14 protein-coding genes are annotated in these 14537 nt (G+C 64.7%); 5 read left to right on the forward strand and 9 right to left on the reverse strand.

From position 1 onward, the window contains the following. Positions 1-16 precede the first annotated feature (16 nt). The 5 genes from BLU39_RS07720 to BLU39_RS07740 are packed head-to-tail and all read left to right on the forward strand — an operon-like array spanning position 17 to position 4545. On the forward strand, positions 17-1897 hold the full coding sequence (locus BLU39_RS07720; protein ID WP_092711630.1) for a secretin and TonB N-terminal domain-containing protein: 1881 nt from the start codon (positions 17-19) through the stop codon (positions 1895-1897). After that, positions 1894-2364: a type II secretion system protein gene (locus BLU39_RS07725; RefSeq protein ID WP_302848395.1), complete on the forward strand. Its 471-nt coding sequence runs from the start codon at positions 1894-1896 to the stop codon at positions 2362-2364. The genes BLU39_RS07720 and BLU39_RS07725 overlap by 4 nt, the downstream gene beginning before the upstream one ends. A 5-nt stretch (positions 2365-2369) precedes the next feature. Next, on the forward strand, positions 2370-2753 hold the full coding sequence (locus BLU39_RS07730; RefSeq protein WP_092712201.1) for a type IV pilin protein: 384 nt from the start codon (positions 2370-2372) through the stop codon (positions 2751-2753). Continuing rightward, entirely contained in the window at positions 2740-3276 is a 537-nt protein-coding gene (locus tag BLU39_RS07735; RefSeq protein WP_232731209.1) for a type II secretion system protein, read from the forward strand. The genes BLU39_RS07730 and BLU39_RS07735 overlap by 14 nt, the downstream gene beginning before the upstream one ends. A 45-nt stretch (positions 3277-3321) precedes the next feature. Beyond that, positions 3322-4545: a M24 family metallopeptidase gene (locus BLU39_RS07740; RefSeq protein ID WP_092711634.1), complete on the forward strand. Its 1224-nt coding sequence runs from the start codon at positions 3322-3324 to the stop codon at positions 4543-4545. A 40-nt stretch (positions 4546-4585) separates the two neighbouring features. Here the strand turns inward: BLU39_RS07740 and BLU39_RS07745 are convergent, their stop codons facing one another. From BLU39_RS07745 to BLU39_RS07785, 9 genes are all read right to left on the reverse strand, one after another. Continuing rightward, complete coding sequence (locus BLU39_RS07745) at positions 4586-6166, reverse strand: methyl-accepting chemotaxis protein (protein ID WP_092711636.1); 1581 nt, start codon at positions 6164-6166, stop codon at positions 4586-4588. A gap of 58 nt (positions 6167-6224) precedes the next feature. Next, positions 6225-6632, reverse strand: coding sequence for a type 2 periplasmic-binding domain-containing protein (locus BLU39_RS07750; protein WP_092711638.1), 408 nt, complete (start codon positions 6630-6632; stop codon positions 6225-6227). Positions 6633-6642: 10 nt separating this feature from the next. After that, positions 6643-7905 (reverse strand): hypothetical protein, encoded by a 1263-nt coding sequence (locus BLU39_RS07755; RefSeq protein ID WP_092711640.1) that lies wholly within the window; start codon positions 7903-7905, stop codon positions 6643-6645. 384 nt (positions 7906-8289) lie between these two features. After that, positions 8290-10341, reverse strand: coding sequence for a phenylacetic acid degradation bifunctional protein PaaZ (gene paaZ / locus BLU39_RS07760; RefSeq protein WP_092711642.1), 2052 nt, complete (start codon positions 10339-10341; stop codon positions 8290-8292). 82 nt (positions 10342-10423) lie between these two features. Further along, entirely contained in the window at positions 10424-11038 is a 615-nt protein-coding gene (gene paaY, locus BLU39_RS07765) for a phenylacetic acid degradation protein PaaY (RefSeq protein WP_092711644.1), read from the reverse strand. Between the two features lie 77 nt (positions 11039-11115). Beyond that, positions 11116-11847, reverse strand: a complete 732-nt coding sequence (locus BLU39_RS07770) for an ABC transporter ATP-binding protein (RefSeq protein ID WP_092711646.1) — start codon at positions 11845-11847, stop codon at positions 11116-11118. Continuing rightward, positions 11847-12602 (reverse strand): ABC transporter ATP-binding protein, encoded by a 756-nt coding sequence (locus BLU39_RS07775; protein WP_092711648.1) that lies wholly within the window; start codon positions 12600-12602, stop codon positions 11847-11849. Before BLU39_RS07775 ends, BLU39_RS07770 begins: the two co-directional genes overlap by 1 nt. 1 nt (position 12603) lies before the next feature. Beyond that, on the reverse strand, positions 12604-13587 hold the full coding sequence (locus BLU39_RS07780) for a branched-chain amino acid ABC transporter permease (RefSeq protein WP_092711651.1): 984 nt from the start codon (positions 13585-13587) through the stop codon (positions 12604-12606). Beyond that, on the reverse strand, positions 13584-14462 hold the full coding sequence (locus BLU39_RS07785; protein WP_046684305.1) for a branched-chain amino acid ABC transporter permease: 879 nt from the start codon (positions 14460-14462) through the stop codon (positions 13584-13586). The genes BLU39_RS07780 and BLU39_RS07785 overlap by 4 nt, the downstream gene beginning before the upstream one ends. Positions 14463-14537 lie beyond the last annotated feature (75 nt).

Below are 14537 nucleotides of genomic sequence, written 5' to 3' on the forward strand. Positions count from 1 at the left end.
ACGACGCGCCGCACCCATGTCTCGTAATCTCATCACCCTGCTGCCGGTGCTGTCCCTGCTGGCTGCCTGCGCCGGCAACCAGGCCTATAACGATGGCCAGGCCATGCTGGGCGCGGGCCGCACGGAACAGGGCCTGGCCCTGCTGGAACAGGCGGCGCAGGCCGAGCCGACCAACGCCAAATACCGCATCGCCGTGACGAATGGCAGGATGCGCGCGCTGAACAAGCTGAATGGGGCTGCGGAAGCGCTGCGCCAGCAGGGCAAGCTGCCCGAAGCGCAAGCGCTGTACCAGCAGGCGCTGACGCTGGACGCCAGCAACGACGTGGCGCAGCGGGGCATGGCCAGCGTGGCGCAGGATGAACGGCACCGCAAGCTGGTGCAGGAAGCGCAGGCCAGCTACCAGCGCGGCGGCGAGGCGAATATCGCGCAGGCGCAGGAAGCCTTGCGCCAGGTGCTGCAGGAACGCCCCGCGCAGCGCGAGGCGCTGGCCCTGAAAAGCCGCATCGGCGAGGCGCAATCGAAAAGCCTGCCGGCCGGTGGCAAGCTGGCGGCCGCCTACCGCAAACCCGTGACCCTCGAATTTCGCGACGCGCCGCTGCGCTCCGTGTTCGACTTCATCAGCAAGGTGTCGGGCCTGAATTTCGTCTTCGACAAGGAGGTCGACCCGGCCCTGCGCGCCACGATCTCCGTGCGCGACACCAGCATCGAAGAGGCGATCGCCATGCTGCTGGGCGCGAATCAGCTGGAACAAAGCGTCACCAGCGACAAGTCGATCACGATCTATCCGAACACGCCGCAAAAGGTGAAGGATTACCAGCAGCTCGTGGTGCGCACCTTCTTTCTGGCCAATGCCGACGTCAAGACGGTGGCGTTTTCCATCAAGACCCTGCTCAAGGCCAAGGATGTCGTCACCGATGAACGCCTGGGCATCATCATGCTGCGCGATACGCCGGAAATGGTGCGCATGGCCGAGCGCATCATCGATGTGCAGGACCTGGCCGACCCGGAAGTGATGCTGGAAGTGGAAGTACTGGAAGTCAAGCGCACGCGCCTGATGGAACTGGGCGTGCGCTGGCCGGACCAGGCCAACCTGACACTGGCCGGCGCCGCAGGTATTACGGGAGGCCTGGGCGGCCTGAAGGTGGCCGACCTGCACCGCATCAACGGCGACAATATCAACCTGGCCATCGGCGGCGTCACGCTGAACGCCAACAAGACGGACAGCGACAGCAATATCCTCGCCAACCCGCGCATCCGCGTGCGCAACAAGGAAAAGGCCAAGATCCTCATCGGCGACCGCGTGCCCGTCATTACCGTCACGACGAACAACGGCGTCAGCTCCGACAGCGTCAACTACATCGAAGTGGGCTTGAAACTCGACGTGGAACCGAACGTCTACCTGGACGACGAAGTGGCCATCAAGATCAACCTGGAAGTGTCGAACGTGGTCAAGGAAGTGATCAGCAAGACGGGCACGCAGGCTTACCAGATCGGCACGCGCAGCGCGTCCACGGTTCTGCGCCTGAAGGATGGCGAGACGCAGGTGCTGGCTGGCCTGATCAGCGACGAAGACCGGGGCACGGCCAACAAGGTGCCGGGCGTGGGCGAACTGCCCATGCTGAACCGATTGTTCGGCAGCCAGAAGGATGATGCCATGCGCAGCGAGATCGTGCTGTCGATCACGCCGCGCCTGCTGCGCAGCATCCGCCGCCCGGACCTGATGACGGCCGAATTCAACTCGGGCACCGAGGCATCCGTGGGCGGCCGCGGCAGCGTGGGCGGCTCTCCCGAGGCGATCGCCGCGCCCGAGCCGGCCGCGCCGCGCACCGGCTCGCCCATGACGGGCGGCGACGAAGCGCCCGCCGCCGGCGAAAAATCAGGCAAGGGTGGCCAGTGAAACCAAGGGGATTTACCTTCATCGAGCTGATGGTCACCCTGGCCATCATGGCGACCCTGGCCACGGTAGCCGTGCCGATGGCGCAGGTGGCCTTGCAACGGTCCAAGGAACAGCAATTGCGCAGCGCCCTGATCGAGATGCGCGAAGCGATCGACGCCTACAAGCGCGCCTCGGACAATGGCCGCATCAAGCTGTCGCTGGGCGCCTCCGGCTATCCGAAAAAACTCGAGGAACTGGTCGAGGGCGTGCCCGACCAGCGCAGTCCATCGAAGCAGAACATCTATTTTTTGCGCCGGCTGCCGCGCGATCCGTTCCAGCCCAGGGAAGCCGGCAGCGCGGCGGACAGCTGGAGCAAGCGCGCCTATGCCTCGCCGCCCGACAATCCCGGCGAAGGCGAAGACGTGTTCGACGTCGCCTCGCGCTCGACCAAGGTGGGCCTGAACGGCGTGCCGCTCAATCAATGGTGAACCCGATGCCTGCCTCCTCTCTACGCCGCGGCTTTACCCTGGTCGAACTGCTGGTGGTGCTGGCGATCATCTCGCTGCTGCTGACGATCGCCATCCCCCGCTATTTCGGCTCGGTGGAAAAATCGAAGGAAGTCGCCCTGAAGGAAAACCTGCAGGTGCTCAGGAGCGGCCTCGATAAATACTATGCCGACAAGGGAGAATATCCGGCCGCGCTGGCCGACCTGGTGACCCACCATTATTTCCGCAGCGTGCCGCTGGACCCCGTCACGGAGTCCGCCGCCACCTGGCAGCTGATCCCTTCGCCCAATGGCGAGATCGGCGGCGTGGCCGACGTGCGCAGCGGCGCCAAGGGCAAGACGCGCGAGGGCATCCCCTTTGAGCAGCTCTGATTTTCGGCGCCGCGCACGGGGCTTCGCGTATATCTGGACCCTGATGCTGGTGGCCTTCATGGGCGTGGGCCTGGTGCTGGCCAGCGAACTGCATGCCACGGCCGCGCGGCGCGACAAGGAGCGCGAGCTGCTGTTCATCGGCCATGAATTCCGCAATGCGCTGGGCCGCTACTACGACAGCACGCCGGGCGACGGGCGGCCCCGCTACCCATTGACCCTGCAGGAACTGCTGCGCGACCCGCGCTTTGCCAATGCCCGGCGGCACTTGCGCCGCCTGTATGCGGACCCCGTCACGGGCAAGGCGGAATGGGGCCTGCTGCGGCAGGAGGGACGCATCGTCGGCATCCATTCGCTGTCGCCGCAGCTGCCCATCAAGCAGGATAATTTTCTCGACGAAGACGCCAGCCTGCGCCGCAAGCAGCGCTACGCGGACTGGCACTTCACGTATCCGCACGACCTGGTGCTGGCCCCGCCCGATGCGGCCGGCGGCGCGCCCGGACTCAAGCCGAAAGGCGCGAACTGATATCATGCCCGCATTCCATATTCAGCATCGAACAAAGGAGCAGGCATGAGCATAGGTGGCACTTCCATCGAACAGGCATTGGCATCGCTGTCGGACATGACGGGCGGCATGGTCGCCATCGGCAAGGACGAACATGCGCAACGCATCGCCAGGGCACAGGCGTTCATGCGCCAGCAGGGCATCGCCGCCATCTACCTGAACGCGGGCGCCAACCTCACCTATTTCACGGGCACCAAATGGTATGCCAGCGAACGCATGGTGGGCGCCATCCTGCCAGCCAGCGGCGACATCGAATACATCGCCCCCGCGTTTGAGGAAAGCACCTTGCAAGGCTTCATGCTCATCGAAGGCCGTGTCAATTGCTGGGAAGAGCATGAAAGCCCGTACCAGCTGTTCGTCGACGTGCTGGCGCGCATGGGGATAGCCCAGGATGCGGCTGCACCGCCGCGCGTGGGCATCTGCGAAAGCGCCGCCTTCTTCATCTACGACGGCATCAAGCCGCTGGCGCCCGGCTATGCGCTGGAAAACGCGCGCACCGTCACGGCGTACTGCCGCAGCCGCAAGTCGCCGGCGGAAATCGCCCTGATGCAGCGCGTGATGGACATGACCCTGGCCGTGCACGTGGCCACGGCCAGCATGCTGGTCGAAGGCATCACGACGGTGGAAGTGGAAGAATTCATCCAGCGCGCGCACCGCAAGGTAGGCGCGCCCCGCTCGTATTTCTGCATCGTGCTGTTCGGCGAGGCGACGGCCTACCCGCATGGCGTGAACTACGTGCAAACCCTGAAGGCGGGCGACACGGTGCTGATCGACACGGGCTGCCAGGTGATGAACTACATCTCCGACATCACGCGCACCTACGTGTTTGGCGCCATCAGCGAACGCCAGCGCTCCGTGTGGAACAGCGAAAAGGCAGCGCAGGCCGCCGCGTTCGCGGCCGCGCAGCTGGGCGTGCCCTGCGGCGACGTGGACCGCGCCGCCCGCGTGTCGCTGGAAGCGGACGGTTTCGGTCCCGGCTACAAGCTGCCCGGCCTGCCGCACCGCACGGGCCACGGCATCGGCCTCGATATCCACGAGTGGCCCTACCTGGTGGGCAATGACACGACGCCGCTCGACGTGGGCATGTGCTTCTCGAACGAGCCGATGATCTGCATCCCCGGCGAATTCGGCATCCGCCACGAAGACCATTTCTACATGACGGCAGACGGCCCGCGCTGGTTCACGCAGCCGGCGCATAGCATCGACGATCCGTTCGGGCTGCGGGCCTAGCTTGACGCCCTTGTGTTGGATTACGCTGCGCTAATCCAACCTACGTCTTCGCCAACGCCAACGCCAACGCCAACGGCCGTGGCACGGGCATGCTGGACAAACCGCCCTGCGCCAGCTTGAACACGGCCAGCGCCGTGCCCAGTTGCACGGCCTGTTCCTGCAGCGACTCGGCGGCCGCCGACGCTTCCTCCACCAGGGCGGAATTTTGCTGCGTCATCTGGTCCATGCTGCCGATGGCCACGCCGATGTCGCCGATGCCGGCGCTTTGCGCCTGGCTCGCGGCGCTGATCTCGGCCATGATGTCGGCCACCTTTTTCACGGAATCGACGATCTGGCCCATGGTCAGCCCCGCCTCGTCGACCAGCTTCGAACCCACGTTCACCTTGGCCACCGAGTCGCCGATCAGTTGCTTGATCTCGCGCGCCGCTGCCGCGCTGCGCTGCGCCAGGCTGCGCACTTCGGACGCCACCACGGCAAAGCCGCGTCCCTGTTCGCCCGCGCGCGCCGCCTCCACGGCCGCGTTCAAGGCCAGGATGTTCGTCTGGAAGGCGATGCCGTCGATGACGCCGATGATGTCGACGATGCGTTTGGATGAATCGTTGATCTCGCCCATGGTGGTGACCACCTGGCTGACCACCTGCCCGCCCTTCACGGCCACGGACGATGCCGACACCACCAGTGCGTGCGCCTGGCCCGCGTTGGCGGCGTTGTCGCGCACGGTGGAAGTCAGGCTGTCCATGCTGCGCGCCGTCTGATCCAGGCTGCCCGCCTGCGATTCCGTGCGCGCGGCCAGGTCCGCATTGCCCTGGGCGATTTCCGCGCTGGCCACCTGGATGGTGTCAGCCGACGCCTTGATACCGGACACCATGCCGGCCAGCCGGCCACGCATCTCCTTCAGCGCCGCCAGCAAGCTGGCCTGGTCGCCCGCCTCGGTGACGATCTCCATCGAGAGGTCGCCATCGGCCACGGCGCGCGCGATCTGGCGCGCGTATTCGGGTTCGCCGCCCAGCTGCTGCCAGATGGCGCGCACGACGAAATGCGACACGGCCACCAGGCAGACGATGACGGCCAGCGCCACGGCGATGCTGGTATTGAGGGCATTGCGCACATTGGCCGCACTGCGCTCGATCCCCTGCTTGAACTGCGCTTGCGCCCGTTCGTTGGTCTTGGCCAGGTCCGTGTTGAGCACCGCCAGCGCGCCCTGCATGCGCGCCACGGTGGCCTGCGGGTCGCCCTCTTCCATTTCCAGCATGATGCGCGCCGCGCTCAGGGCCGGCGCGTAATAGGCATCGAATTCACTGGCCAGGCGCTGGCCCTGCTCGCGCTGGCCGGGGATGGCCGCAAAGGCGGTCAATTTTTCGTGCAGCTTGACTGCCAGGCCGCCGACTTGCCCGATGCGCTCCTTGTCGCCTTCGCTGACGGCGTCGCGCAAGGCGTCGCCGACGGCAGCCACGTCCAGGGTCAGCGACTTGGCCATGTCGAGCACGGGATAGTCGGCGCTTTCGGTCGCGTGGATGGAATTGAGCGTGGCCGTGGACAGATAGGCGCTGACGACCAGCCCCAGCCCGAAAATCACGGCCGAGACGACAGGCAGCGCCCATATCTTGCGTTTGATGCTCATTGCTGTCTCCTGATGTATGTGTACCGGGCCGCCGCATGGCGGGCGGCCCGGGCCGGCTTTATGGCGCCGTCAGCACCACTTTGACGGTGCCGTCGACGGCACTCTTTTCGATGTAGCCGATGGCTTTCGGATCGGCGGCGACCGCCTTCTTCACGTCGGCGCTATTGGCCACTTCCTTCGGCAAGGTGGCCTTGCCCGTGAAGACCAGCTTGGACCACAGGGCCTTCGCCTGCGACGGTTCCTTGTCCGTCACCTTCTTGTAGAATTCGGCGCGCACGGGAGCGCTTTCCGGCTGGTCGATCGGCGTCATGGCCGTCGATTTACCGAGGAAGAATTGCGCCACCTGTTCATTCGTCATGGCGCCGGCGGCGTTCCTGGCATTGACCACCACGACCACTTCGGCCATGACGGGAACAGCGGTCGACAGCGCCAGCAAGGCAGCCAGATTCAAGATCAATGGTTTCATGCGGCGCTCCTTAGAAAACGAAATCGATGGAGGCGGCAGCCACCGTGACGGGGCCATGGAAACCCGGCTTGGCTTGCACGAACAGGCCCGGACCATTCTTCGGCCTGATGCGGTCGATCTGCACCTTCAGCGCGGCCGAGCGGTGGAAATCCCAGCGCACGCCGATGCTGTCCGTCGATTGCTCGAGCTCGTTGCGCGTGGTAGCCAGGGTGTCGACGCCGGCCGACAGGGCGCGCAGGGTCGGCGTGCAGGCGGCCGGATAACCGGCAGGGCAAGATGCGGGCACGGTATTGTTCACGCGGCCATCGGCCTTCAGGCTGGCGTGGCTATAGTAGGGCAAAAAGGCGCCGATACGGTAGCCGCCCATCAGGTACCACGAGGTGCTGTCGCTGACGTAGCTGTCCGTCTTGCGCTTCGCATATTCGGACTGCAGCAGCACGTTGTTCCAGTCCAGGCCCAGGCCCACGGACGTAAACGACGCCTTCTTGTCCTTGACTTCCAGCGCATCGGCCAGGGCGCCCAGCTGGACCATCCTGTAGCCGCTGCCTGCCGCGCGCAAGCTGCTCATCAGGGTGTTCAGGCTCGGCGAATCGTTGATCGTCAGCTTGGTCTCGGCACGGCCGAAGCGCACGGTGACGGGGCCATGTTCGGCCACCACGTTCAGGGCGACGATGGACTTGCCTTCCACCTGCACCGTCGAAGCGGGGCCCGTGGCCAGGGTGGCCTTGGTGCGGCCCAGCGCCAGCTGCGTGGTGATGCTGGTGTCGCCCGCGCTGAACTGGTAGGTACCGTCGATGCCGTCGATGCTGTTCAGCGGTACCTGCGAATACATTTCGCCGGGCGGACGCAGCATGGTGTTGGCATAGCCCACGTTGCGGTAATCGGAAATCATGAAGACGGGCAGGCCCATGCGGCCGACGCGCACGCTGAAGCTGTCCGACACCTTGGCCTTGGCGAAGGCCCACGCCAGTTCGGCGCCGAAATCGTCCTCGCCATCCTTGCGCGCCAGGCCCTGCACCGTGGCCGACAGCCACGGGTTGACGGTGACATTGGCCTGCAAGCCCAGGTTGGAATCGACGCCCGTGCGGGCAGTGCGGCCGGCGCCGGCCGCCTGGTTCGGACGCGCGAACTGCGCGTTGTCGGTATCGGCCATGGTCAGGGCGGCACTGCCGTAACCGCTGATCTTGACCGCGGGGCCGGTGGGCTCTTCGGCATAGGCATGGCTGATGGCCAGGGGCATGGCCATCAGGAAAATCAGGACGTGTTTATTCATAGTAATTAAATACCCGTAGCGGTGAACGTGGAGTTGGGCTCGAGGTCGATGGCTCACCGGCCGTAAAAGGCCGGGTCCGTTTTTTTCGCGCCGCCATCGCCTTGGGCGTGATGGCGGCGTAACCAGTGAGTAAAACCATGCTACAGAGAAAAGGTTTTACGTTGGAAAGTTTTCTTGAGGCAATGAACGAATTCGCCTCTTTTCACGGAAAAAGCACGCGTTCTAGAGGGATTTATCTAAATAGCACGCCGTGCAAAACCACACTTACGCTATATTTTTCATACACTTATGGATAATTCAAGACAAAAACAACCGGGATAAAAAAAGCGCCGCCCGCGCGAAGATCGCGGGCGGCGCCGTTCACACCGGTCCTGCAGCAGATGCTTACTCGCGCTTCGACACCAGGGTCAGGATATCGTAGCTGGCCACCAGTTCCTCGTTCTGGTTCGTCACCTGCACGTCCCACGCGACCACGCCCTGGCCCACGCCAAACACGTCCTTGCGGTTGCGGTCGACCTTGCGCTTGCACGTCAGGCGGGCGCGGATGGTGTCGCCAATGGCGACGGGGGCGACGAAGCGCAGGTTGTCCAGGCCATAGTTGGCCAGCACGGGACCGACGCCGGGCGAGACGAACAGGCCGGCGGCGGCCGACAGCACGAAGTAGCCGTGGGCGATGCGCTTGCCGAACTGCGACTCTTTCGCCGCGATTTCGTCGAAGTGCATGTAGAAGAAGTCGCCCGAGATGCCACCGAAGGCGACGATGTCCGCTTCGCTGACGGTGCGGCGGTGCGTGAGCAGCGAGTCGCCCGTCTTCAAGTCCTCGAAGTGCTTGCGGAACGGGTGGATCGGGCTTTCGTTGACGTCCGCGCCGCGCACGTATTCACCGGTGATCGCCGCCAGCATGGTCGGCGAGCCTTGCACGGCCGCCCGCTGCAGGTAGTGGCGCACGGCACGCACGCCGCCCAGCTCCTCGCCACCGCCCGCGCGGCCAGGGCCGCCGTGCTTCAGTTGCGGCAGGGGCGAGCCATGGCCCGTCGAATCGACGGAAGCGACGCGCTCGAGCACGTGGACGCGACCATGCGTGGCCGCCACTTGCGGCACCACGCGCGCGGCGATCTTCGGATCGCGCGTCACCAGGGTGCTCACCAGGCTGCCCTTGCCGCGCGCGGCCAGGGCCAGCGCCTCGTCGATATCGTGGTAGCCCATCATGGTGCTGACGGGGCCAAACGCTTCCACGTCATGCACGGCGTCGTTGCCAAACGCATCGCGGCACATCAGCAAGGTCGGCGAGAAGAAGCTGCCGTCCTGCGCGCCATCACCGAGCGGATTGAAACCGTCGGCCGCGCCGAACACCACTTCATTCCCCTGCGACAGGGTGGCCACGCGTTCGGCCACGTCGCTCTGCTGCTCTTTCGAGGCCAGCGCGCCCATGCGCACGCCTTCGATGGATGGATCGCCCACCACCACCTTGGCCAGGCGCTCGCGCAGGCGCATGCCGACGGCGTCCATCAGGTGCTCGGGCACGATGATGCGGCGGATCGCCGTGCACTTCTGCCCCGACTTGCCCGTCATTTCGCGCACGACTTCCTTGACGAACAGGTCGAATTCCACGTCGTCTGGCGTGACGTCCGGCGCCAGGATGGCGCAGTTGAGCGAATCGGCTTCGCCGTTGAAGGGCACGGACTGGGCGATCAGGTTCGGATTCGTGCGCAGCTTGGCGGCGGTGGCGGCCGATCCCGTAAAGGTGACAAAGTCCTGGCCATTCAGGCGGTCCAGCAAGTCGCCCGTGGAGCCGATCACCAGCTGCAAACTGCCGGCCGGCAGCAAGCCCGATTCATGCATCATGCGCACGACGGCCTGCGTCAGATAGCTCGTCGCCGTGGCCGGCTTGGCGATGCAGGGCATGGCCGCCAGGAAGCTGGGGGCGAATTTTTCCAGCAAGCCCCAGATGGGGAAATTGAAGGCGTTGATGTGAACTGCCAGGCCGCCGCGCGGCACCAGGATGTGCGTGCCGGCGAAACCGCCTTTTTTACCAAGCGCGATGGCCGGACCTTCGTGCAGCACGTTCGACGACGGCAGCTCGTTGCTGCCCATGCTGGCATAGGCGAACAGGGTGCCCGTGCCGCCTTCGATATCGACCCAGCTGTCGGCGCGCGTGGCGCCCGACAAATGCGAGATCGCATACAGCTCTTCCTTGCGTTCGACCAGGTACAGGGCCAGCGCCTTCAGGCGCGCTGCGCGCTGCTGGAAATCGAGCGCCATCAGGCCCGGCACGCCCGTCTTGCGCGCATACGTAACGGCTTCGTCGAAGTCGATCTTTTCCGCATGCGTGTGATAGATGACGCGGTTGTTCAAGGCGCTGTGCAAGGGCACGGCGGCACTTTCGCCCAGCCAGCGGCCGGCGATCAGGCTTTGCAGGGTGGATATTTGAGCCATTTTTTTCTCCATAATTGATGTTGGCGGTGGCGGCGGATTACGCGGGGCTTGGCCCCGCTAATCCGACCTACGCCCATATTGCTTATTGCGCGGCGGCGTTCTTGTGCAGGTGCAGCGGCAAGGCGGATTCGAAATTGAGGCGCTGGCGGTTCGCCTCGACTTGCGTCAGGGCTTCCACTTCGCTCATCGTCTGCATGGAGCGCACTGCCAGTTCGTGGTACTGGTCCGTGCCCGAGCTTTTCCATTTGATTTCATCGTCGGTCAGCGCGCGGATGATCTTGGCGGGCGTGCCCACCACCATGCTGCGCGGTGCGACGATCATGCCCGCCTTCACAAAACTCATGGCCGCGACGATCGATTCCTCGCCGATGACGGCGTTATCCATCACCACCGCGTTCATGCCGACGAGCGCATTGCGGCCGATGCGGCAGCCGTGCAGCACGGCGCCATGGCCGATATGGCCATCGACTTCGACCACCGTGTCGCAACCGGGAAAGCCGTGCATGACGCAGGTATCCTGCAGGTTCGCGCCCTCTTCCAGGATCAATCGGCCGAAATCGCCGCGGATCGAGGCCAGCGGCCCGATATAGCAGCGCGGGCCGACGATCACGTCGCCGATCAGCACGGCCGACGGGTGCACGTAGGCGCTGGGGTGGACGACGGGGGTGACGCCGTTGATTTCGTAGACTTTGACCATATTGCTCTCCAAAACATTATTGCCAGCCGTAGCGGCTGATGTCGGATTACGCGCAAGCGCTAATCCGACCTACGTCATCACATACCCAAGTAGGCGCTCTGCACCTGCTCGTTATGCAGCAATTCGGGACCAGGCCCGGACAAGGTGATGGCGCCCGTCTCGATCACATAACCCACGTCGGCAATCGACAGGGCCGCATGCGCGTTCTGCTCGACGAGGAAGATGGTGATGCCCTGGTCGCGCAGTTCGGCCACGATGCGGAAGATTTCCGCGATCAGGAGCGGCGCCAGGCCCATGCTCGGCTCGTCGAGCAGCAGCAGTTGCGGGCGCCCCATCAGCGCGCGCGCCATGGCCAGCATCTGCTGCTGTCCGCCCGATAGCGTCCCGGCCAGCAGCAGGCGCTTTTCCTTCAGGATCGGAAACAGGCCGTACATGCGTTCCATATCACCGGCCACGTCCTGCGGCGGACGGGTAAACGCGCCCAGGCGCAGATTATCTTCCACCGCCATGGGGCCGAACACCTGGCGGCCTTCCGGCACCTGGCAAATGCCGCTGCGCACGCGCTTGTCCGCGCTCATGCGGCTGACGTCCTGGCCGGCGAAAGCGATGCTGCCGGCGCTGATCGGCTGCACGCCGGAAATCGCCCGCAGCAGGGTCGTCTTGCCGGCGCCATTCGCGCCCACCAACGCCACCAGCTGGCCCTGGCGCACCTGCAGGTCGATGCCGTGCAAGGCCTGGATGCGGCCGTAATGACTGGTCAATCCCTGGATGTCGAGCACCAGCGGTGTCTGAGGTTTTTCCATCTTCATCATGCCGCCACTCCCAGATATGCCGCCACCACGTCGGGATTGGCGCGCACTTCGGCGGCGGTCCCTTCGGCCAGCTTCTTGCCATAGTCGAGCACCAGGATATGGTCCGACAGATTCATCACCAGCTTCATGTCATGCTCGACCAGCACCACCGTCACGCCCGATTGCGCCACCTTGCGAATCAGGGTTTCGATCTCGCCCGTCTCCGTGTGGTTCAAGCCCGCAGCCGGTTCATCGAGCAGCAGCACCTTCGGCTTGGCCGCCAGCGCGCGGGCGATTTCCAGGCGCTTTAATGCGCCATACGACATCTGCCCCGCCTCGTCATCGATATGCCGGCCCACGCCGACAAATTCCATCAGGCCCGCCGCCTCGTCACGGCAGGCGGCATCGGCGCGGCGCACGGACGGCAAACGCAGCATGGAAGCGAACAGGTTCTGGTTCAGGCGCAGATGCGCGCCCACCATCACATTGTCGATGGCCGTCATGTTCATGCACACTTGCAGGTTCTGGAAGGTGCGGCTCATGCCGCGCCGCGCCAGCGCATCGGGCGACATGGCGGCCACGTTCTCGCCATTGAGCAGAATTTCGCCCCTGGTCGGCGTGTAGACACCGGTGATCAGGTTGAACAGGGTCGTCTTGCCGGCCCCGTTCGGCCCGATCACGGAGTGGATATTGCCTTCCTTGACCGTAAAACTGACGTCCTGCACCGCGTGCACGCCGCCGAAGCTCTTGCTCAGCTTGTTAATCGTCAGCATCTCAGACCTCCTGCGCGGATTTGACGGGCGCCTTCGGAGTGGCTGCCCGCTTGCGCGAACGGCTGGCCAGGCTCGGCACCAGGCCCTTGGGCATGAAGATCATGGTCGCCATCAGGATCACGCCGAAGACCACCGTTTCCCAGCCCTCGAAACTGGACAGCAGCTGCGGCAGAATCGTCAGCAGGGCCGCGCCGATGATGGAGCCGAAGATCGACGCCATGCCACCCACCACCACCATCGTCACCAGCTCGATCGAGCGGAAGAAGCCGGCCAGGTTGGGCGTGATGAAGCCGATGTAATGGGCGCTGATGCTGCCCGCGATGCTGGCAATGACGGCCGACAGCACGAACACGCGCACCTTGAAACGCGTCGTATCGACGCCGACCACGCGGGCCGCCACTTCCGAACCGTGGATGGCCTGCAGCGCGCGCCCGACGGGCGAATCGATCAGGTTCAGGGCCAGCCACGTGACCAGCAACAGCAACACGGCGCACACCAGGTACCACGATTTTTCGCCGGCGATGTCCAGGCCGGCGACGCTGAAGGCGGACACGCCGATGCCGTCCGGGCCGCCCGTCCACTGCGTCTCGTTGTTGATGACGATGGAAATGATGATGCCCAGGCCCAGGGTCGCCATGGCCAGGGTATGGCCCTTGAGTTTCAGCACGGGGCGCGCCAGCAGCAGCGCCAGCAGGCCGGTGGCGACGGCACCGGCGGCCAGGGCGGCCAGCGGCGGCCAGCCATAATGCGTGGTCAGCACGGCCGACGCATACGCGCCCAGGCCATAGAAACCCGCGTGACCGAGGCTGATCTGGCCCGTGTAGCCCATCAACAGGTTCAGGCCGATGACGACGATGGCGTTCAGGGCGATGCGGATCGCCACGTCATAGTAGAACGCATTCGTAAGGAACAGGGGCAGGATGGCCAGCACCAGGGCCAGCACCAGCAAGCCGCCGTGGCGCGAGCGTGTGAAAAAGTTGGTCATACACGCTCCGAATTTTTGGCGCCAAACAAGCCTTGCGGCAGGAAGAACAGGATCAACAGGATCAGCACGAAGGGCACCGCGTCCTTGTAGGCCGAGGAGATGTAACCGGCCGTCATGGCTTCGGCGATGCCGAGGATCAGGCCACCGGCAATCGCGCCAGCACCACCGCCGAGGCCACCCAATACGGCGGCGACAAAGCCTTTCAGGCCCAGCATGATGCCCGCGTCATACGAGGTGTAGGTGATCGGCGCAACGAGGATGCCGCCCGCCGCGCCCAAAAGTGCCGACAGGCCGAACGAGAACAGCAGCACCTTGCGCGTGTTGATGCCCACCAGTTGCGCGGCCAGCTTGTTGTGCGACGTGGCCAGCATGGCCTTGCCCATCAGAGTGCGGCCGAAGAACCAGCCCAGCACCAGCACGATGACGACGGTCACGCCCAGCACCCACAGGCTTTGCGGCAGCAGGCTGGCGCCGAGGAATTCGATCGGCGCGTCGCCGGAAAACGCCGGCAGCGAGTGCGTATCCTTGCCCAGCCAGATCTGCACGAGGCCGCGCAGCACGAGCGAGGCGCCGATGGTGATGATCAGCAAGGTGATGACCTGCGCATTTTGCGCCGGCTCGATCACGGTTTTTTCCATCAACAGGCCGACGAGGCCGGTGGCGATGACGGCCAGGATGATGGCCAGCGGCAGCGGCACGCCGGCGGCCGACATCACGGCGGCCAGCATCCCGCCCAGCATGATGAATTCGCCCTGGGCGAAGTTGATCACGCCGCTGGTGTTGTAGATGATGGTAAAGCCCAGCGCCGCCAGCGCATAGGCGGAACCGACCGTCATCCCGGAATACAGAAATTGTAGAAATTGTGCGACTTCCATGGTGTCTCCAATATGTTCGGCGATGCGCGGGCCGCCTCGGGGGCGGCCTCGCGCAGCTACTTCCGGCTTACCTTG

Source organism: Janthinobacterium sp. OK676, from assembly GCF_900103595.1.
Lineage (GTDB): Bacteria > Pseudomonadota > Gammaproteobacteria > Burkholderiales > Burkholderiaceae_D > Janthinobacterium.